The 18,873-nt window shown below is 44.6% G+C and carries 17 protein-coding genes; 3 read left to right on the forward strand and 14 right to left on the reverse strand.

The genetic code is table 11. The features are described 5' to 3' along the window. Window positions 1-34 precede the first annotated feature (34 nt). The 4 genes from AC6R05_RS08680 to yfbV all read right to left on the reverse strand — a co-directional run bounded on the left by AC6R05_RS08680 (window position 35) and on the right by yfbV (window position 5,409). Window positions 35-1,501: a sensor domain-containing diguanylate cyclase gene (locus tag AC6R05_RS08680; protein WP_500647160.1), complete on the reverse strand. Its 1,467-nt coding sequence runs from the start codon at window positions 1,499-1,501 to the stop codon at window positions 35-37. A 186-nt stretch (window positions 1,502-1,687) separates the two neighbouring features. Next, complete coding sequence (malZ, locus tag AC6R05_RS08685; protein ID WP_500647161.1) at window positions 1,688-3,526, reverse strand: maltodextrin glucosidase; 1,839 nt, start codon at window positions 3,524-3,526, stop codon at window positions 1,688-1,690. 151 nt (window positions 3,527-3,677) lie between these two features. Next, the gene (locus AC6R05_RS08690; protein ID WP_500647162.1) at window positions 3,678-4,646 is read right to left on the reverse strand and encodes an ABC transporter substrate-binding protein; all 969 of its coding nucleotides are present in this window, start codon (window positions 4,644-4,646) and stop codon (window positions 3,678-3,680) included. 310 nt (window positions 4,647-4,956) lie between these two features. Continuing rightward, the gene (yfbV, locus tag AC6R05_RS08695) at window positions 4,957-5,409 is read right to left on the reverse strand and encodes a terminus macrodomain insulation protein YfbV (RefSeq protein ID WP_032552015.1); all 453 of its coding nucleotides are present in this window, start codon (window positions 5,407-5,409) and stop codon (window positions 4,957-4,959) included. Window positions 5,410-5,750: 341 nt separating this feature from the next. Between yfbV and AC6R05_RS08700 the strand changes: the two genes are divergently transcribed. The 3 genes from AC6R05_RS08700 to AC6R05_RS08710 all read left to right on the forward strand — a co-directional run bounded on the left by AC6R05_RS08700 (window position 5,751) and on the right by AC6R05_RS08710 (window position 10,374). Continuing rightward, complete coding sequence (locus tag AC6R05_RS08700) at window positions 5,751-6,947, forward strand: acetate kinase (protein WP_032552014.1); 1,197 nt, start codon at window positions 5,751-5,753, stop codon at window positions 6,945-6,947. A gap of 141 nt (window positions 6,948-7,088) precedes the next feature. After that, on the forward strand, window positions 7,089-9,254 hold the full coding sequence (gene pta, locus AC6R05_RS08705; protein ID WP_032552013.1) for a phosphate acetyltransferase: 2,166 nt from the start codon (window positions 7,089-7,091) through the stop codon (window positions 9,252-9,254). Window positions 9,255-9,369: 115 nt separating this feature from the next. Further along, complete coding sequence (locus tag AC6R05_RS08710; protein ID WP_500647163.1) at window positions 9,370-10,374, forward strand: GGDEF domain-containing protein; 1,005 nt, start codon at window positions 9,370-9,372, stop codon at window positions 10,372-10,374. Here AC6R05_RS08710 and AC6R05_RS08715 read toward each other — a convergent pair. The 10 genes from AC6R05_RS08715 to moaC all read right to left on the reverse strand — a co-directional run bounded on the left by AC6R05_RS08715 (window position 10,371) and on the right by moaC (window position 18,873). Beyond that, window positions 10,371-11,312, reverse strand: a complete 942-nt coding sequence (locus AC6R05_RS08715) for a glutathione S-transferase family protein (RefSeq protein WP_500647164.1) — start codon at window positions 11,310-11,312, stop codon at window positions 10,371-10,373. The two genes, AC6R05_RS08710 and AC6R05_RS08715, sit on opposite strands and share 4 nt — an antisense overlap. After that, window positions 11,305-11,463, reverse strand: a complete 159-nt coding sequence (locus AC6R05_RS08720) for a hypothetical protein (RefSeq protein ID WP_500647165.1) — start codon at window positions 11,461-11,463, stop codon at window positions 11,305-11,307. The genes AC6R05_RS08715 and AC6R05_RS08720 overlap by 8 nt, the downstream gene beginning before the upstream one ends. Window positions 11,464-11,496: 33 nt before the next feature. Then, window positions 11,497-12,489, reverse strand: coding sequence for a murein tripeptide/oligopeptide ABC transporter ATP binding protein OppF (gene oppF, locus AC6R05_RS08725; RefSeq protein ID WP_285467439.1), 993 nt, complete (start codon window positions 12,487-12,489; stop codon window positions 11,497-11,499). Beyond that, window positions 12,486-13,457 carry an ABC transporter ATP-binding protein gene (locus AC6R05_RS08730; RefSeq protein ID WP_032552010.1) on the reverse strand — a complete coding sequence of 324 codons (972 nt, stop codon included), beginning with the start codon at window positions 13,455-13,457 and terminating at the stop codon, window positions 12,486-12,488. The genes oppF and AC6R05_RS08730 overlap by 4 nt, the downstream gene beginning before the upstream one ends. 53 nt (window positions 13,458-13,510) lie before the next feature. Then, window positions 13,511-14,413 (reverse strand): oligopeptide ABC transporter permease OppC, encoded by a 903-nt coding sequence (oppC, locus tag AC6R05_RS08735; RefSeq protein WP_032552009.1) that lies wholly within the window; start codon window positions 14,411-14,413, stop codon window positions 13,511-13,513. 15 nt (window positions 14,414-14,428) lie between these two features. Beyond that, on the reverse strand, window positions 14,429-15,349 hold the full coding sequence (gene oppB / locus AC6R05_RS08740) for an oligopeptide ABC transporter permease OppB (protein WP_032552008.1): 921 nt from the start codon (window positions 15,347-15,349) through the stop codon (window positions 14,429-14,431). Window positions 15,350-15,467: 118 nt separating this feature from the next. Next, entirely contained in the window at window positions 15,468-17,099 is a 1,632-nt protein-coding gene (locus tag AC6R05_RS08745; protein ID WP_500647166.1) for an ABC transporter substrate-binding protein, read from the reverse strand. 594 nt (window positions 17,100-17,693) lie between these two features. Further along, a complete protein-coding gene (gene moaE / locus AC6R05_RS08750) occupies window positions 17,694-18,149 on the reverse strand; it encodes a molybdopterin synthase catalytic subunit MoaE (protein WP_032552006.1) in 456 nt (151 codons plus the stop codon). 2 nt (window positions 18,150-18,151) lie between these two features. After that, window positions 18,152-18,397: a molybdopterin synthase sulfur carrier subunit gene (moaD, locus tag AC6R05_RS08755; protein WP_032552005.1), complete on the reverse strand. Its 246-nt coding sequence runs from the start codon at window positions 18,395-18,397 to the stop codon at window positions 18,152-18,154. Beyond that, complete coding sequence (gene moaC, locus AC6R05_RS08760; RefSeq protein ID WP_032552004.1) at window positions 18,397-18,873, reverse strand: cyclic pyranopterin monophosphate synthase MoaC; 477 nt, start codon at window positions 18,871-18,873, stop codon at window positions 18,397-18,399. The genes moaD and moaC overlap by 1 nt, the downstream gene beginning before the upstream one ends.

Raw genomic sequence — 18,873 nt, forward strand, 5'->3', positions numbered from 1 at the left:
GTCGATAGAGCGACATTCAACGTCGCTCTGAACACTAGAATACAATCTTGTTCTTACCTGTCGTTTTCGCAAGATACAGCTTCTCATCCGCACACTTAAACACTTCGTCAAAGTTCAAGTGAGTGCTTTCAGACTCAACAATGCAAGCACCACCGGAAACCGTGAAGCCTCCTTCGATAACATGGGTCGACTGTTCACAAATTGCAGTCTTCACACGGTGGAGGATATTCTTCAACGTCTGGCGCTCTTCTCCCCTTAGGTAGACCACGAACTCCTCTCCACCAAACCGAGCGCCAACATCACTACTACGAATCCCATTGTGGATCTGACGCGCCATATAACGAATCACTTCATCGCCTTTATCGTGACCGAAGGTATCGTTAATGCTTTTAAAGTTATCGATGTCAAACACCACCAGCACGAACAGCTCGTCATGTTGAACATTACGCCAGAATGCCTCTAACCCACGTCGATTGAGCAAACCTGTCATCGGATCTTTGGCCGCAAGTTCTTTAAAGTAGCCCTTTTCAATTGTGCTGTTGATGTAGAAAAAGATCATTACCATGAACAGATACACAGTGAGCGCGACAAAGACACTATCGGTTTCCGTCTTAACAAAACCTTTCAGCTCTTTCATCACGTCAAGTTGATAAAAGATCATATGATGTGCAGCAACACCATTTAATTCCAAAGGCTGAATCCACACTGCGTCGTCAGGCGGCAATACATGAGTCAAGTCAACAATATTTATCTGGCCGGCAAGTAGATGGCTCTGTGACGTCAGTAGCTTACCCGAATCAATATCCACAGAGAGCATGCCTTGATGACGGCCTTTGTAAAATACCGGTATCGTCATGCTAATCACTCTATCCAACGTATCAGTTCGATAAGTAGGGCCTGCTAGGGTTAACAGATCTGGATTGTTGGCTGTTCTCTGCCAATATGGGCGGCTCTTAATTGTCGACAAGAGCTCTTTCCCTAAGCCTTTGGCGAAATCCTCAGGTGAAGAGATCACATACCCCTTAGCATCAATAAAGTGAACGCCAAAGTAGTAATCATCTAATTGCGCTAAGAAAGAGAGAATGGGGGCGAGCGCCACTTTCTCACTGGCACTTCGATAGGCATCACTCAATTCAGAACACAGCGACTCATTGCCAACCAACATATAGTTAATATCAACGGAAGGGATATCTGCGGTTTTACCGTCGGCAAGCAACAAGCCATCAATCGGCCATATACGGCACACGCCATCTACCACGGTCTTATTGTGGTCTAAGAAGAGAGGGTTACTGGATTTGTAGTAATTAGAGAAGCTGTAGTCGAGAGCAGTAACAACCGTTGTCGTTCGTTCAAACGCATCAATGATTCTTTGATATTCATACGTAACTTCTTTCTCTACCGCATCGAGGTGATTTTTAGCGATAAGCGCAAGCAACATGCTGATAATAATGGCGGGAAAGCCAAAAACAAAGGTTAGGCTAAAGTGCCTATTAACTTTCATAAACTGTATGCTCTTCTGCTTATCTATTTCCCATTAATATTATTACATCAGTAACGACATTCAACCCGATAAAATTATGTAATTTGTTATTTCACAAATAGATATGACTCGAAAACTTAGCCCCTTGTCGCTGATGAGGCAAACAAGGGGCTACTTTCATGGTAATTAGTGAGTGAGCAATAGGGATTAGTTAACAAGCACTAGCGAAGAGACCGATTGTATTGTTAATTGTAACTGTCCATCATCAACGCTCAACACAGAGTTTTCATCGAATAGCGAGCTCAGTTCACCAGATTCAAACCCTAGCTTCCAAACTGGAAGCGTAACCTCAGAGACTGATGAACCAAGGTTTATGGCAACTAACGTGTGTTCTTGGTCCAAGCTTCGGGCATAAACCAACACGTTGTCGTCACAGTAAAGCTCTTGGTAAGTGCCTGTTTGCAAACTTTGACGATCATGTCTCAACCGAATGAGTCTCTGAGTAAAGGCAAACCAGTTCGACGTCTGTTCTTCTCCCCACGGGAAACAACGTCGGTTATCCGGGTCTTGACCACCTTCTAGTCCCACTTCAGTACCGTAGTAAAGGCAAGGCGTTCCGACGTAGGTCATCAGTAACGTCAGAGCAATAGCCTGTTTCTGTGCATCACCGTCAAGCAATGAGATAAAACGCGCAGTATCATGGCTGTCTAGTTGATTCAATTGAGACAGTTGATTCTGCCAAGGCACTTTTGCACGAGCTTCAGCTAACCAATCAGAGAAATCTCGCATACTGATATCAATTGGCTCATAAGCGATGTCTTGCTTAGCTAAAAGAGCGCGAACGGGATGAGCAAACCCGTAGTAGTTCATGGAGCCATCTTCTTGGTCTCCCTGCAGCCACGAAGTCGCTTCAAAGAAATGCTCTCCGAGTATGTAGGCATCTGAGTTTTGGCTTTTAGCCGCGTTACGAAACTCTCTCACGTAGTGGGCGTTGTTATAAGCACCCTCGCCTTCGCCAAGCATATGGATCACATCAAAACGCCACCCATCAATGCCATAGGGTGCTTTAAGCCAGTGTTTGATCACCGAATCTTCTGATTGATAGATGTAATCTCTAACCGAGTCATTGGAGAAGTTCAATACGGGCAGAGAGTTAATACCTTTCCAACCTACGTAACTTTTCGCGTCATCTTCATTGAAAAAGTAGTAGTCATGGTACTCAGAGTCAGGCTGACCAAAAGCCCCAGTGCCACTTGTGCCTAACTTATCAAACCATGGATGCTCAACCGACGTGTGGTTAAACACCGCATCTAAGACCACTTTCATACCTCTTGAATGCAAATCAGCTGACAGCGCAGCAAACTCTTGATTGGTACCAAAGTGAGGATCGACATTGTAATAGTCGGTGGTGTCGTATTTATGATTGCTTGGCGATTCGAAGATTGGATTTAAGTACAGTGCCGTAATACCCAAGTCTTGCAAGTAATTGAGTTTGCTATGTATGCCCGCTAAGTCACCACCAAAGAACTCCGCAGCTCCAGTGCCATGATGGCCTTCAACCTCAGTCCCCCACTCTTTTACCACGACATCAAGAGTGCCCTCTTTTAATCGGTACTCGCCAGGCTGAACACTAATCTCTGGGTTCCCGTTACAAAAACGTTCTGGGAAAATTTGGTAAAACACTTGTTCGGCAACCCAACTTGGCGGTTGATGATCAGCATTGTACTTAAAGTGATGCGCACGGCTTGGAATACGCAAATGAACGCCTTGTGAGTCCAACCAGAATTGGCCAGTGTTACTCAATAGTTTAAAAGTATAGTGGGTAATGGATTGATCGGAGTTAAGTGGAATCTGCGCTTCCCAGACAAAAAGTCGCCCTTGCTTTCCGATCAACGACATGTCCACCAGATACTCTTCATTGTCTGGTTCATGGCGAATTTGTACCTTGGTCCAGTCACCACGATCTGTATGGAGCTTTAAAGTAAGTACTCTTTGATCAAGTTGAACGTAATCGCAGGTTTGAGCATGGAATAGATATGGACGCATAACGAATCTCGAACGTTGATTGATTCGCTAAAGATATGAAAAATCCTATTCGTAACAATGTGAAAACTATCAACAATTAAAGTGGATCACGCTTTGTAGCCCTACATTGTTCAAATAAAGTTCACTGGTTAGTGTTTTGTAGGGCTATGGTTTACTGCACGCTTGTCGCTTGATCTAAAATAGAAGTTGGCAATGTGATTCGAAACTTCTTTAGTGCCTCAAGATTTATCTTGAGAGTTGAGCTTTTAGGCGTTCTTACATTTAACTTCCCCGGCTTTTCACCCTCTAAAATCGCAGCCACATACTCTGCCGTTTCTAAACCAATTTGGTAGTAATCAAGGCCAGCTCCAATAACCGCACCATTTTTGACATACGCGGTGGTCCCCGCAACGACAGGTGTGTTCTGGCTATCGGCGGCTTGAATCAGATCATCGATGGCACTTGCCACTGTATTATCGGTCATCGCATACACCACATCAGATTTGGCAGCCACCAGACGAGTTTTCTCTTCCACCTCATCAACAGTGAACACTGGCTCGATATGCAATGTTAAGTCGTATTGTTTCGCTGTGTCTTTCAACATTGACGTTAGAGCGACCGCGTTCGACTCCCCTGGGTTATAGACAACACCGATAGAATCTACATCGGGCATCAACTGTTTAATAAGCTCGACGTGTTGATGTACTGGTGAGAGATCAGACAACCCCGTTACATTGCGACCCGGCTTTTCCAAACGTCTTACCAGGCGCGCTCCAACTGGGTCCGTCACTGCTGTAAACACAATAGGAATGGTGCGCGTTGCTGAAACCAACGCCTGAGACGATGGAGTCGCTATTCCGACCAATACATGCGGATTTTTGCTCACCAACTCTCTGGCAATCCTAGCGGCTTGAGCTGGCTTACCGTCTGCGACTTGTGATGTCAGCTCTAAATTCTTACCATTTTCATAGCCACGAGATTTTAAGCCATCAATCAGCCCTTTGTGCGCTGCGTTTAAGTCGGGGTGATCGATAATCTGGGAGATAGAAACTTTTGCACTGCTTGCTATAGAGACACCAGAATAAAAGAGCGCCACCACACTCATCAACATGGCACTCGACCAATTCAACCTTATTTTCATCAGCACTCCCTGTGATGTACTCTCCTGCCTGCTTCCATATAACCACTGTTGCATAAATGGAATGGCGTATTATTACATTACTGATAGTATTACCAGTAAGAGTAAAGTAACGAAAGCTAAAAATAACAAAAGTGCAATAAGTGTCGAATTTATGAGCTAGCTTCAAAAGTTAGAGTGAAAGGTCTGAAATGGAAAATTGAAAAGGCGACTAAGCGCACAAAAGAAAAGCAGGAGCAGGAGAGATCAAAAACGCCCCAAAGGAATCTCTAGGGCGCAGTGATTTATGGTGTTGTTTGAATCTTGGTTTAACTTAGAACCAACGTTCCATTGATGACTTATCAAGTTGTCGGAAGGCTCGATTCAAAATGATCGCTAGCTCTTTATAGCGTGGGCGAGACTTCATTGGCTCTAAAGCAAAGCCCGTTTCAGTAATCTTTTCATGCAGTTCACGATACCAAGATACCAATGCTGGTGGCAGTTGCGTATTGGAGCGGTTGCCCAACCACCACATACCTTGCAGTGGTAAGCTAATCGCAAACAAGGCCATAACCACAGCTTGCGGCATCGCTTGATAATTGTTGAATACCATCTGCGTTAAAATGCTGATCGCGGCGATCGCTGGCATAACCTTAATACCAAAGCGAGTAGCCTTAATAATGCGTTGCTCGGGAAAGATCGCATTTAACTCTTTTCTGACAGGCCAGAGATCCATGTACTTTTGGCCATCTTTTAAACTACTGGCTAACCCAACTCTATTGCTCATATGAGTCTCCCGTTAAAAAAAAGTTGAAATCATCAACTAAAAACGCAAAAAATTGACGAAAAATAATATTCTTTCAAATTTTTTTGTTATATTTGCACAATATCGCTATTATTTGCAGACCTCAATCTCATTGTTGCCCTTATTTACAATTTAAGCAACTTTGTGACGACCTCTGCAAGGATTGCACCTGTCCCTTTTATGACGAAAGGCGACATTCACTTATACGGAAATTAATGTTTTTTTGACCAAGATTAGTACGCAAGCTTGTGTGCTTCGTCTATTCTTGTGATTGATTTTCACCCTTAACTGATTTTATCAGACAAATTTACAGGTAGTCATTCATGTCTAAGCTAGTTTTAGTTTTAAACTGCGGTAGTTCTTCTCTTAAATTCGCTGTTGTTGACGCAGAAAACGGTGACGAGCATCTAACAGGTCTTGCAGAGTGTCTGCACCTTCCTGAAGCTCGCATCAAGTGGAAACTTGACGGCAAACACGAAGCTCAGCTAGGTAATGGCGCGGCTCACGAAGAAGCGCTAGCGTTTATGGTAGAAACTATTCTTGCTTCTAAGCCAGAACTTGCTGAAAACCTAGCAGCAGTTGGTCACCGTGTTGTACACGGCGGCGAGAAGTTCACTCAGTCTGCACTAATCACTGACGACGTACTAAAAGGTATCGAAGACTGTGCTGCTCTAGCGCCACTTCACAACCCAGCTGCGATCATCGGTATCAAGGCGGCTCAAAAGTCATTCCCTGGCCTACCAATGTCTGCTGTATTTGATACTGCATTCCACCAAACAATGCCTCAAGAGTCTTACCTATACGCTCTACCGTACAACCTATACGAAGAGCACGGCATCCGTCGTTACGGCATGCACGGTACTTCTCACCTGTTCATCGCTCGCGAAGTAGCTGAGCAACTAGGCAAGCCAGCTGATGAAGTAAACATCATCAACTGTCACCTAGGTAACGGTGCATCTGTTTGTGCAATCAAGAACGGTAAATCTGTAGACACTTCTATGGGTCTTACTCCTCTTGAAGGTCTAGTAATGGGTACTCGTTGTGGTGACATCGATCCTGCGATCATCTTCCACCTACACGATTCTCTAGGTTACTCTGTTGAAGAAATCAACAACATGCTAACTAAAGAGTCTGGCCTAGCTGGTCTAACTGCAGTTTCTCCAGACTGTCGTTTCGTTGAAGACAACTACGGTAAAGAAGAAGCAGCAACTCGCGCGATGGACGTAATGTGCCACCGCCTAGCGAAATACATCGCTGGCTACACTGCAACTCTTGACGGTCGTCTAGACGCTATCGTATTCACTGGTGGTATCGGTGAGAACGGCGCTCCAATCCGTGAACTAGTACTTAACCGCCTAGGCATCTTCGGTATCGAAGTTGACGGCGAAGCTAACCTGAAAGCTCGCTTCGGTGGTGAAGGTGTTATCACTACTGCTGACAGCCGCATCCCTGCGATGGTTATCTCTACTAACGAAGAGCTAGTAATCGCTGAAGACACTGCACGTCTAGCAGGTCTTTAATCAAGATTTATACCGCTAGCTCATCCGGGCTAGCGGTATTTTGATACAAAAATGGGGCTCAGCTTCTATTCCTATTCCTACCCTCCAATAGGAATATGAAGTTGAGCTTTTTTAATCCAATAGCTAAAGGTACTTATACGAATGTCTCGTACTATTATGCTTATCCCTACAAGTGCTGGTGTTGGTCTAACTAGCGCAAGCATGGGTGTTCTTCGCGCAATGGAGCGCAAAGGCGTTAAGGTTTCTTTCTACAAACCAATCTCTCAACCACGCTCTGGTGGTGACCAACCTGATCTAACTTCAACTATCGTTGGCGTAAACAGCGATGTTAAGATCGGTCAACCTCTAGCGATGTCTGTTGCTGAAAGCCTAATCGGTAACGACAACATGGACGAGCTACTAGAAACTGTTGTTGAGCGTTACAACCAGATCAACAAAGATGCTGACGTAACACTTATCGAAGGTCTAGTGCCAACTCGTAAGCACCCATTCGCTAACCAAGTAAACGCAGAAATTGCTGCGACTCTAGGTGCTGAGATTGTACTTGTTGCAACTCCGGGTACAGACAACCCAGCTCAACTTAAAGAGCGCATCGAAGTAGCATGTTCTAACTTCGGCGGCACTAAGAACAAAAACATCTCTGGTGTTATCATCAACAAGCTTAACGCTCCAGTTGATGAAGCAGGCCGTACTCGCCCTGACCTATCTGAAATCTTTGACGACTCAGACAGCGCTCAGCAAAGCGAACTAAAAGTGATGGAGATCTTCAACACTTCTCCAATCCGTGTACTTGGTTGTGTGCCTTGGAGCATTGAGCTAATCGCGACTCGTGCTGCAGACATGGCTTCTCACCTAAACGCTGAAATCATCAACGAAGGTGAACTGAACACTCGTCGTATCAAGAGCATCACGTTCTGTGCGCGTTCACTACCTCACATGATTGAGCACTTCAAGCCAGGTTCACTACTAGTAACTTCGGCTGACCGTCCTGACGTAATCGTTGCAGCAGCACTAGCAGCAATGAACGGCGTTGAAATCGGTGCAGTTCTTCTGACTGGCGGCTACGATATCCCTGCGGAAATCGAAGAGCTAATTAAACCAGCTCTAGAAAGCGGTCTACCAATCTTCAAAGCGCAAGGTAACACTTGGCAGACATCTCTAAACCTACAGAGCTTCAGCCTAGAAGTTCCAGCTGACGATAAAGAGCGTATCGAGTTCATCAACGAACACGTTGCAGGCCACATCGACGGCAACTGGATCGAGTCTATGACGGAAGGTACTCAGAAGTCTCGTCGTCTAAGCCCACCAGCATTCCGTTACCAGCTAACTGAATTCGCTCGTAAAGCAGCTAAGCGTATCGTTCTTCCTGAAGGTGACGAGCCACGTACAGTTAAAGCTGCAGCTATCTGTGCTGAGCGCGGTATCGCGGAATGTGTACTTCTAGGTAACCCTGAAGAGATCAAACGTGTTGCTGCACAGCAAGGCGTTGAGCTAGGTGCTGGCGTTAAGATCATCAACTCTGACGAAGTACGTGAAAACTACGTTGCTCGCCTAGTTGAGCTACGTGGCGCGAAAGGCATGACTGAAGTTGTTGCTCGTGAGAAGCTACAAGATTCAGTATTCCTAGGCACAATGATGCTTGAGAATGACGAAGTTGACGGCCTAGTTTCTGGTGCTGTTCACACGACGGCGAACACTATCGTTCCTCCGTTCCAAATCATCAAGACTGCACCTGATGCGTCTATCGTATCTTCTGTATTCTTCATGCTGCTACCTGACCAAGTACTGGTTTACGGTGACTGTGCGATCAACCCAGATCCAACAGCTGAACAGCTTGCTGAAATCGCTATCCAATCCGCTGATTCTGCAGCAGCATTCGGTATCGAACCACGCGTTGCTATGATCTCTTACTCTACTGGTGAATCTGGTAAGGGTGCAGACGTAGATAAAGTACGTGAAGCAACGAAACTTGCTCAAGAGAAGCGTCCAGATCTAGTCATCGACGGTCCTCTACAGTACGACGCAGCTATCATGGAAAACGTTGCAGCTTCTAAAGCTCCGAACTCTCCAGTAGCAGGTAAAGCGACTGTATTCGTATTCCCAGACCTAAACACTGGTAACACGACTTACAAAGCGGTACAACGTTCAGCTGACCTAGTATCTATCGGTCCAATGCTTCAAGGTATGCGCAAGCCAGTAAATGACTTGTCTCGTGGCGCTCTAGTAGACGACATCGTTTACACAGTAGCTCTAACGGCTATCCAAGCAGACCAAGCTGCACAAGCTGAAGAAAAAGTAGTTAACTAATTTAACTCAGCTATATAAATGCAACTATCTATAAGCCCATGTTGATGCATGGGCTTTTTTTATGTCAGAATATAGAACGAAGTACCAATTAGAACATTTAGCAGGATATAGACATATGACCATGCAGTTTGCCAAGGTTTCAGCAATCAGAGACCATGTACTTAGAAATGTCAGTATCTTACTCGCTATCTTTGTTTTAGTTGTCGCATCAACCAACTTGTTCCTCACCAACAACCATATTCTCGGCTTAATAGAGATACTGATTTCGTTAACTTTTGTTCAGATCTACTATAAGGTACGGAAACAGCAAGAACTAACATGGCAGCCCTTTCTTGTCGCATTCTTTATCACGGCAGGGCTACTTTATGGCTTTTATCACACTAGACCTAACTCAGCGATTGTGATGTGGGTATATGTGCTTCCTGCCCTCTATCAGCTGTTATTCAATCGAGTCATCGGCTCCATTGCAACCTTTGCCATGTTTACCGCGACATCACTGATTTACTTCCCGAACCTTTTCAATGAAGACGTCTACCCTTTTGCTTTTGTGAATTTCGCCATCCCTTACACCATGATATGGGTTATCGCCTACAACCATGAAACAGTTAGAATTGGTGTTCAGAAACGGTTAGAAGAACTAGCAAGAACCGATACGCTCACTGGCGCACTAAACCGTTTAGCTCTTCAGCAAGATACCGCTTCGACGCTGGATTATCATTCTATCAATCACCTACTTCATTTTGATTTGGATTGGTTTAAACAGGTAAACGACACATATGGCCACAGTGCCGGAGACAAAGTGCTAAAAACTCTGGTGGAGCAAGTACAGACGCTACTACCAAATGGTCAGGTTTATAGAATTGGTGGAGAAGAGTTTTGCGTTATCTTCTGTGCTAAAGACTTAGCTCAAGCCAAAGATACAAGTGAAAACATTAGAAAGAGTATTGAAGAACTAGTAATCAAGAGTCGTGAATCTGAGATTCGTGTTACGATTAGCGGCGGCTTAGTAGCATTACCCACTCAATGCATGAGTGAAGAGTTAGACTTGGCTCTACAAAGGACAGATAAAGCGCTTTATAGAGCCAAGACTTCCGGCAGGAACACAATCTGTATTGCTTAGATATCACGCCCATGAGGTGACTCTAAGTCCAGCTCAGGACCTTTTGGTACCACTTGTGTTGGGTTGATGCTTGTATGGCTGTAGTAATAGTGACGTTTGATGTGGTAGAAATCCGTCGTCTCTTTAACACCCTTAACTTGGTAAAGCTCTTTCATATAGCCATTCAGATGTGGGTAATCAGCAATACGTTTTTTATTACATTTGAAGTGCCCTACATACACAGCATCAAAACGAATCAGAGTCGTGAACAAACGCCAATCCGCTTCGGTAATGGTATCTCCAGCTAAGTAACGACTTTTTGCTAGGTGCGCATCGACTTTATCTAGAGCACCAAATAATCCCTCATATGCTTCTTCGTAAGCCTCTTGGGTAGTCGCAAAGCCACAACGGTAAACACCATTGTTGATATTCGGATAAATAAAATCATTCCATTCATCGATCGCGTGGCGAAGTGCAGGTGGGTAGTAATCATCGTCATTACCCGTTAGGTCGTTAAACGCAGAGTTGAACATGCGAATGATCTCTGATGACTCATTACTCACGATAGTGTTGGTTTTCTTATCCCACAGAACTGGCACCGTAACGCGCCCCGTATAATCCGGCTTAGCTTGTGTGTAAATTTGATGTAGACGGGTATGACCAAACAATGGTTCAGGCAACCCCATCTGCCAGCCTTCACTCATCATGTCAGGGCATACAACGGTGACATCGATATGTTCAGTTAGGCCTTTAAGCTCGCGGAAAATGAGTGTTCTATGTGCCCAAGGGCAAGCCAGTGAAACATACAGGTGATAACGTCCACTTTCAGGTTGAAACGGTGCGTCTGCACGATTTTCTACCCAGCTACGAAAACCGGCATCTTCACGAACGAACTTTCCATTGCTTGCCTTTGTGTCGTACCAGACATCATGCCACTCACCTTGTATTAACTTACCCATTTTGAACCTCTTCAAAGCCAAAGTTTTTATTCCAGTCAAAACTAGTATAAAAAAAGCCAACTTTTTCAAAACTAGAAGAAGTTGGCTTAGTTGTTCGAATTATTTGAATAAGCGCTACAGACAAAAAAAGCGTGACCGTTTGACCAGCCACGCTTAAGCCTGTCACAGGCTGAATTACGTTCGATTAAACCTGAACATGAAGACAAGATACCGCGTGAACGTCGTTACCTTGAATTCTAGGTTTTGTCTCAGCACACGCTTCTGTCGCTTGAGGGCAACGAGTACGGAATACACAGCCTGATGGTGGATTGATTGGCGATGGTAGATCACCTTCCAACATCTGAATTGTCTTGCTGCGCTCAATACGAGGATCCGGGATTGGAACCGCAGACATCAGTGCCTTGGTGTATGGGTGTTTAGGATCAGAGAACAGTGCATCTGATTCACCTAGCTCAACAGCATTACCTAGGTACATTACCAATACACGGTCAGAGATGTGCTTAACCACTGACAAATCGTGCGCGATGAATACCAGTGAAAGACCTAGCTCTTTTTGCAGCTCTTTCAGAAGGTTAACAACTTGCGCTTGGATAGATACGTCAAGTGCCGAAACCGGTTCGTCACAGATGATCATCTTAGGCTTCAAGATAAGTGCACGTGCGATACCGATACGCTGACACTGACCACCTGAGAACTCGTGTGGGTAACGGTTGATTACGTTTGGTAGTAGACCTACCTTCGCCATCATCTCTTTAACTCGGTCTTTCACTTCCTGCTTAGAAAGTTCTGGATAGAATGTCTCTAGCGGCTCAGCAATGATGTCACCTACTGACATACGCGGGTTAAGCGATGCAAGTGGGTCTTGGAAAATCATCTGAATCTCTTTACGAGTTTCACGACGTTGAATCTCTTCCATTTTCGTTAGGTCTTGACCTAACCACATTACTTCACCGTCTGTTGCTTCAACCAATCCGATGATTGCACGAGCAAATGTTGACTTACCACAGCCTGACTCACCTACTACGCCCAGCGTCTCACCTTCGTAAAGGTGGATATCAACGCCATCAACCGCTTTAAGGTTAGAAGGCTTAGCCCAAGGCCATGCCGATTTAGCAGCAATGCTAAAGTGAACCTTAAGGTCTTTAATGTCTAATAGTAATTGCTTATCTACACTCATTTTTTCCAAGCCTCCCAATCAGAAAAACATGCACGTTGACGGTCATTTCCGAATGGCGTCAGAATCGGTGCTTCTTGCTTACAACGGTCCATTACACGATGACAGCGGTCTTGGTAAGGACAGCCTGGTGGTAGACGAAGTAAGTTTGGCGGGTTGCCTGGGATAGTTGGAAGAATCTCACCTTCAGTATCTAGACGAGGGATCGCTTTCAACAGACCTTCCGCATATGGGTGGCTTGGGTTGTAGAAGATTTCATCTACGGTGCCGTATTCCATGGTACGACCTGCGTACATAACAAGTACTTTGTCACAAGAACCCGCAACAACACCCAAATCGTGGGTAATCATGATGATTGCTGTGTTGAACTCATCTTTCAGTTCGTTCAGCAACTCCATGATTTGCGCCTGAATGGTTACGTCCAGTGCTGTTGTCGGCTCATCGGCAATAAGCAGCTTAGGACGACAAAGTAGCGCCATTGCAATCATTACACGCTGACGCATACCGCCAGAGAATTCGTGTGGGTACATGGTAATACGCTTACGCGCTTCTGGAATCTTAACGGCTTCAAGCATACGTACAGATTCTTCGAATGCTTCTGCTTTGCCCATGCCTTTATGAAGCATTAGAACTTCCATCAATTGATCGCTTACCTTCATGTAAGGGTTAAGCGAAGTCATTGGATCTTGGAAGATCATCGCGATCTGTTCAGCACGAACTTTATTTAGCTCTTTTTCTGGAAGGTTAAGAATCTCTTTACCTTCAAATTTTGCACTACCAGAGATGATGCCATTTTTTGCCAGCAACCCCATGATAGAGAATACAGTCTGTGATTTACCTGAACCTGACTCACCTACGATACCTAGCGTTTCGCCTTGGTTAAGTGAGAAGTTCAAGTCATTTACTGCGGTTACGATACCATCTTGAGTGGTGAATTCGACGCGCAGGTCTTTGACATCTAATAAGCTCATCATTGCTTCCTTAATCTTTTATAGCTTTTATATTTTTATTTGCTATTTAGTTTTTATCTGTCTTTTGGATCAAGCGCGTCGCGCAGGCCATCACCTACATAGTTAAAGCAGAACAGCGTAACTACCATGAATGCTGCAGGGAATGCCAGTTGCCAAATAGCAACTTCCATCGTCTGCGAACCTTCTTGAAGCAGTGCGCCCCAGCTTGTCATAGGCTCTTGAACACCAAGACCAAGGAAAGATAGGAATGATTCCGTCAGGATCATGCTTGGGATAAGTAGAGTTGAGTAAACCGCTACGATACCAAGTACGTTTGGAACGATGTGACGTGTAATGATCTTCCATTTGCTTACACCACATACGTGAGCAGCTTCAATGAACTCTTTACTACGTAGGCTCAACGTTTGACCACGTACAATACGCGCCATATCAAGCCAAGCAATCGCACCGATCGCAACGAAGATAAGTACAATATTACGGCCAAAGAAGGTTACTAGTACGATAACTAGGAACATAAATGGAACCGCGTACAAGATCTCAAGGATACGCATCATCACTCGGTCAGTACGACCGCCAATGAAGCCTGAAGCTGCACCGTAAAGCGTACCAATCAATACCGCTACGAAGGCACCCATCACACCAACCATCAACGAGATACGTCCGCCAATGAGAGTACGTACGTAAAGGTCACGACCTAAGCTATCAGTACCAAACCAGTGGTCAGCGTTTGGACCAACGTGCATTGCATACCAGTCAGTATCGTCATAAGTGTATTGAGCCAGCATTGGTAGGAAGATAACCGCCAATACCATCAGTGTCAGAATAAACAGACTCACCATCGCAGCTTTGTTACGCATAAAACGAATACGCGCATCTTGCCACAAACTACGACCTTCAATTTCTAAGTTCTCAGAGAACTTTTCGATCGCTTCTAAATTTTCTTTTTTCTTCAACATAACCATGCGTCCCTGTTAGTAGCGAATTTTCGGGTCAATAACCGCTAGCAAAATATCAACAATTGCGTTGAATAAGATGAATAGGAAACCAATCAAGATGGTTACACCCATTACTAACGAGTAGTCACGGTTAAACGCAGCGTTCACGAACAGCTTACCGATACCTGGTAGGCCGAAGATGGTTTCAACAACCACCGAACCTGTGATGATACCTACGAATGCCGGGCCCATGTACGAAACAACAGGCAGCATCGCTGGCTTAAGCGCATGTTTAAGAATGATGTAACGGTAACTTAGACCCTTAGCACGAGCTGTACGGATAAAGTTACTGTTAAGAGTTTCGATCATGCTACCACGAGTAATACGAGCGAACGTTGCAACGTATAGAAGCGACATTGCGATTACAGGCAGAACGAGGTAAATAAAGGTACCACCATGCCAGCCACCTGCTGGGAAGATGTTCCAGTGAAGCGAGAATAGGTAAATCAGAGCGGGTGCCAATACAAAGGATGGCATTACAACCCCGAGCATGGCTGTCGACATTATGGTGTAGTCGATCCAGGTATTATGCTTCAAGGCGGCAATGGTTCCGACCGATACCCCCATAATCAGCGTAAAGATGAAGGCAACGAAACCAACCTTAGCAGAAACAGGTAATGCTACTGCGATCAGCTCATTTACTGTGTAATCCTGATACTTAAACGAAGGACCGAAGTCGCCTTGCAGAATGTTCGTTAAGTATGTTGTGTATTGCTCAAATACTGGTTTGTCTAAACCGTATTTAGCTTCGATGTTCGCCATAACTTCTGGCGGTAAAGGACGCTCGCTTGAAAACGGGTTACCCGGTGCGAAACGCATAAGAAAGAAAGATATAGTGATCAACACCAACATTGTTGGGATCGCTTCAAATATCCTTTTCATAATGAATTTAAGCATAAACTCACTCTTTCAGTCTGTGACAATTAAAATTAGAAAGACGCTACATGCGCGCCCTGCGCATGTAGTGTCTGTATCGTTATATTTTTATATTAACTTTCTAGAATCGAAGCGCAGATTACTGAGCTTTGATGTAGAGGTCTTTAGAGAAGATTTTCTCTTCCGCGTTTTCAGCTGGGAAACCACCAACTTGCGGAGAAAGTAGACGTGAACGCACGTATTGGTAAATCGGTGCGATTGGCATATCGTCAGCCATCATCTTCTCTGCTTCTAAGTAGATAGCTTTACGCTCTTCTTCAGAAGTAGATTTCAGTGCTTTTTCGATAAGAGCATCGTATTCTGCGTTGCCCCAGTGCTGACCACCTGTTGTGTTCGCACTTACCATTAGAGTTAGGAATGAAGATGCTTCGTTGTAGTCACCACACCAACCAGCACGTGCAACTTCGAAGTCACCTTGATCTTTAGAATCTAGGTATGTTTTCCACTCTTGGTTCTCAAGAGTTACTTTAAGACCTAGGGTCTTCTTCCACATAGAACCAAGTGCTACCGCAATCTTCTTGTGGTTTTCGTTAGTGTTGTATAGAAGAGTGAATTCTAGAGGGTTGCTCTTGCCGTAACCTGCTTCTTCAAGAAGACGTGCAGCTTCTGCATTACGCTCTTTCTGAGATAGCTCACCGTATGCAGCCATTTCTGGATCGAAGTTAGCTGTGATTTCAGGTGTTAGGAAGTAAGCTGGTTTTTGGCCTTGGCCAAGGATAGCACCCGATACGATGTCACGGTCGATAGCGTAAGAGATCGCTTTACGAACACGTACGTCGTTGAATGGTTCTTTCTTCGTGTTGAAAGAGTAGTAGTAAGTACACAGGCTACCTTCAACAGATACAGAATCTGCATGCTCTTTCTTCAGACGCTTGAAGTGCTCAGTTGGCAGCGTTGAAGTGAAGTGGATCTCACCAGATAGGAAACGGTTCATTTCCGCTACTTGGTTTTCGATCGGTAGGAAAGTAACTTTGTTTAGGACAGTTTTGTCGTTGTCCCAGTAGTTTGTGTTACGAACCATTTCTAGACGCTCGTTCACAACCCAGTTGTTTACTTTGAACGCGCCGTTACCAACGAAGTTTTCTGGTTTAGTCCATTGATCACCAAACTTCTCAACCGTTGCTTGGTGTACTGGCTTCATTGTTGTGTGGCCAGTCATCATTACGAAGTATGGTACTGCTGTTTCTAGCTCAACAACAAGAGTCTTATCGTCTAGTGCTTTAACGCCTAGTTCGCTCTTGTCTTTCTTACCAGCAATGATGTCTTTCGCGTTCACCATCTTCGTGTACTCCATGTACCAAGAGTATGGTGATGCTGTTGCTGGATCTACCGCACGCTGGAAGCTGTAAACGAAATCGCCAGCAGTTACTGGGTCGCCGTTAGACCATTTTGCGTCGTCGCGTAGGTGGAAAGTGAAAGTTTTGTTGTCAGATGTTTCCCAGCTTTTTGCTACGCCAGGAATAGTGTTGCCGTCCGCGTCTTGATTCACTAGACCTTCTAGTAGGTCACGAATTACGTGAGACTCTGGTACACCTTGAGATTTGTGTGGGTCGATTGTTGCAACTTCAGTACCGTTACCACGAACGAGTTCCTGAACCTTTGCCAATTTTGTACCCGCTGGAACGTCCGCAGCGATTGATGTAGTAGAAGTGGCAGCCACTGCCAGACCAGCACCTAGAAGCAGGGCCTGAGTGATTTTATTCTTGTACATGCATAAACTCCAAGTTTTTGTATTGCATCCATGACTTCTTTGCTTGGTTCACTGAACGGTTAGTGATTTAGATTTATTTAGCTCAATTTTTGAGCATAAAAACCTAAAACCTTACAAAGATTGCGGCACACACTATCAATCATTGAATTAATTTGCCATAAAGAACTAGCAAAAAATCGGATAATTCTCCGAAATACTCAATGATTCAGCGATAAACTCTAATAAAAACGTAATTTATAGCTATTTAAATACGATGTATTATTAAAAGTCAGCCGTAAATGTTGATATATCTGTTTTGATACTTATTTTTAGCATCTTATGCTAGAACAACCCTGACAAATTAACATTATTGCCACATGAAAGCTAATCGGGCATCACATATCACCTAAGTTGCTTACGTTAATTGTGAGGATTATCACTCTATAAAAAGCAGAACAAATAGCTGCTTAGTGAATTATATTGGTGTAACAAATTGTTTTAATCAGTTTATATGCGTATTTATTCACACAAACCTACTGCATCTTTTGGTTAATTATTCTTCAGGCAAAAAAAAACCGACTCAAAGAGTCGGTTTTCGAACATCAAAATAGGTGTTTATTTCTGCCAACGTTCAGCGGCTTTCGCGTCTGAATCTCGAGATTCTACCCAACGGGTTGCCTCGGTTGTACGCTCTTTTTTCCAGAACGGTGCCTTAGTTTTCAGGTAATCCATGACAAATTCGCACGCTTCAAACGCGGCACCTCGGTGAGCACTAGACACACCAACATATACAATCTGATCGCCAATATCGAGGTCACCCACTCGGTGGATAACACGCATTTTTTGAATTGGCCAACGGGCTTCTGCTTGATCACAAATTTCGCTTAAAGACTTTTCAGTCATACCTGGGTAGTGCTCTAGAGATAAACCAATAACGTTATCACCTAAGTTCATGTCACGAACCTTACCCACGAAAGTTACCACAGCCCCCGCTGAGGTGCCTTGAGCCAGAAAGTCGTATTCGTCAGCAACTGAAAAGTCTTCAGCTGTCACTAATACTCTTGAGTCCATCGCTAGCCTCCGGTTACTGGTGGAAAGAATGCGACTTCGTCACCATCTTTCACTTCAGTACTTAGTGGAACAATCGACTGATTCAGAGCCGCCAAAAGCTTGCCCTCTTCCAAAGCGATGTCCCACTTCCCCTCTTGCTGAACAAGGTGGCTGCGAATCGCTTCGATAGTGTTAAAGCTTGCGTCAACCTCTACGCTGTCTACACCAACCAATTCGCGAGTTTGTGCAAAGAAAAGAACTGTAATCATCATTCCGCCTTAAAGTGGCCTGATTTGCCACCCGTTTTTTCTAGCAAGCGTACCTGATCGATCACCATGTCTTTTTGTACCGCTTTACACATGTCGTAAATGGTTAAAGCCGCTACAGAAGCTGCAGTCAGAGCTTCCATCTCAACGCCGGTTTTACCCGCCAGTTTACAAACAGACTCGATGCGTACCTTGTTTTCTTCAACAACTGGTTCAAGTTGAACTTCAACCTTTGATAGTAGCAACGGATGACAAAGTGGAATCAAGTCCCAAGTTTTCTTTGCTGCTTGAATACCAGCAATACGCGCTGTCGCAAACACATCACCTTTATGGTGGCTGCCCGACATAATCAACTCAAGCGTCTCAGGCGCCATATGAACAAAAGCTTCTGCACGTGCTTCACGCACTGTTTCTGCTTTTGCCGACACATCGACCATGTTTGCTTCGCCCGAAGCGTTAATGTGAGTAAATTGACTCAT

Source organism: Vibrio sp. R11-SG3-ISO9, from assembly GCF_059834255.1.

Bases quoted from the DNA above. Each gene is read 5' to 3' on its own strand.
- AC6R05_RS08680 (WP_500647160.1), bottom strand. From the start codon at position 1,501: ATGAAAGTTAATAGGCACTTTAGCCTAACCTTTGTTTTTGGCTTTCCC.
- malZ (WP_500647161.1), bottom strand. From the start codon at position 3,526: ATGCGTCCATATCTATTCCATGCTCAAACCTGCGATTACGTTCAACTT.
- AC6R05_RS08690 (WP_500647162.1), bottom strand. From the start codon at position 4,646: ATGAAAATAAGGTTGAATTGGTCGAGTGCCATGTTGATGAGTGTGGTG.
- yfbV (WP_032552015.1), bottom strand. From the start codon at position 5,409: ATGAGCAATAGAGTTGGGTTAGCCAGTAGTTTAAAAGATGGCCAAAAG.
- AC6R05_RS08700 (WP_032552014.1), top strand. From the start codon at position 5,751: ATGTCTAAGCTAGTTTTAGTTTTAAACTGCGGTAGTTCTTCTCTTAAA.
- pta (WP_032552013.1), top strand. From the start codon at position 7,089: ATGTCTCGTACTATTATGCTTATCCCTACAAGTGCTGGTGTTGGTCTA.
- AC6R05_RS08710 (WP_500647163.1), top strand. From the start codon at position 9,370: ATGACCATGCAGTTTGCCAAGGTTTCAGCAATCAGAGACCATGTACTT.
- AC6R05_RS08715 (WP_500647164.1), bottom strand. From the start codon at position 11,312: ATGGGTAAGTTAATACAAGGTGAGTGGCATGATGTCTGGTACGACACA.
- oppF (WP_285467439.1), bottom strand. From the start codon at position 12,489: ATGAGTGTAGATAAGCAATTACTATTAGACATTAAAGACCTTAAGGTT.
- AC6R05_RS08730 (WP_032552010.1), bottom strand. From the start codon at position 13,457: ATGAGCTTATTAGATGTCAAAGACCTGCGCGTCGAATTCACCACTCAA.
- oppC (WP_032552009.1), bottom strand. From the start codon at position 14,413: ATGTTGAAGAAAAAAGAAAATTTAGAAGCGATCGAAAAGTTCTCTGAG.
- oppB (WP_032552008.1), bottom strand. From the start codon at position 15,349: ATGCTTAAATTCATTATGAAAAGGATATTTGAAGCGATCCCAACAATG.
- AC6R05_RS08745 (WP_500647166.1), bottom strand. From the start codon at position 17,099: ATGTACAAGAATAAAATCACTCAGGCCCTGCTTCTAGGTGCTGGTCTG.
- moaE (WP_032552006.1), bottom strand. From the start codon at position 18,149: ATGGACTCAAGAGTATTAGTGACAGCTGAAGACTTTTCAGTTGCTGAC.
- moaD (WP_032552005.1), bottom strand. From the start codon at position 18,397: ATGATTACAGTTCTTTTCTTTGCACAAACTCGCGAATTGGTTGGTGTA.
- moaC (WP_032552004.1), bottom strand. From the start codon at position 18,873: ATGAGTCAATTTACTCACATTAACGCTTCGGGCGAAGCAAACATGGTC.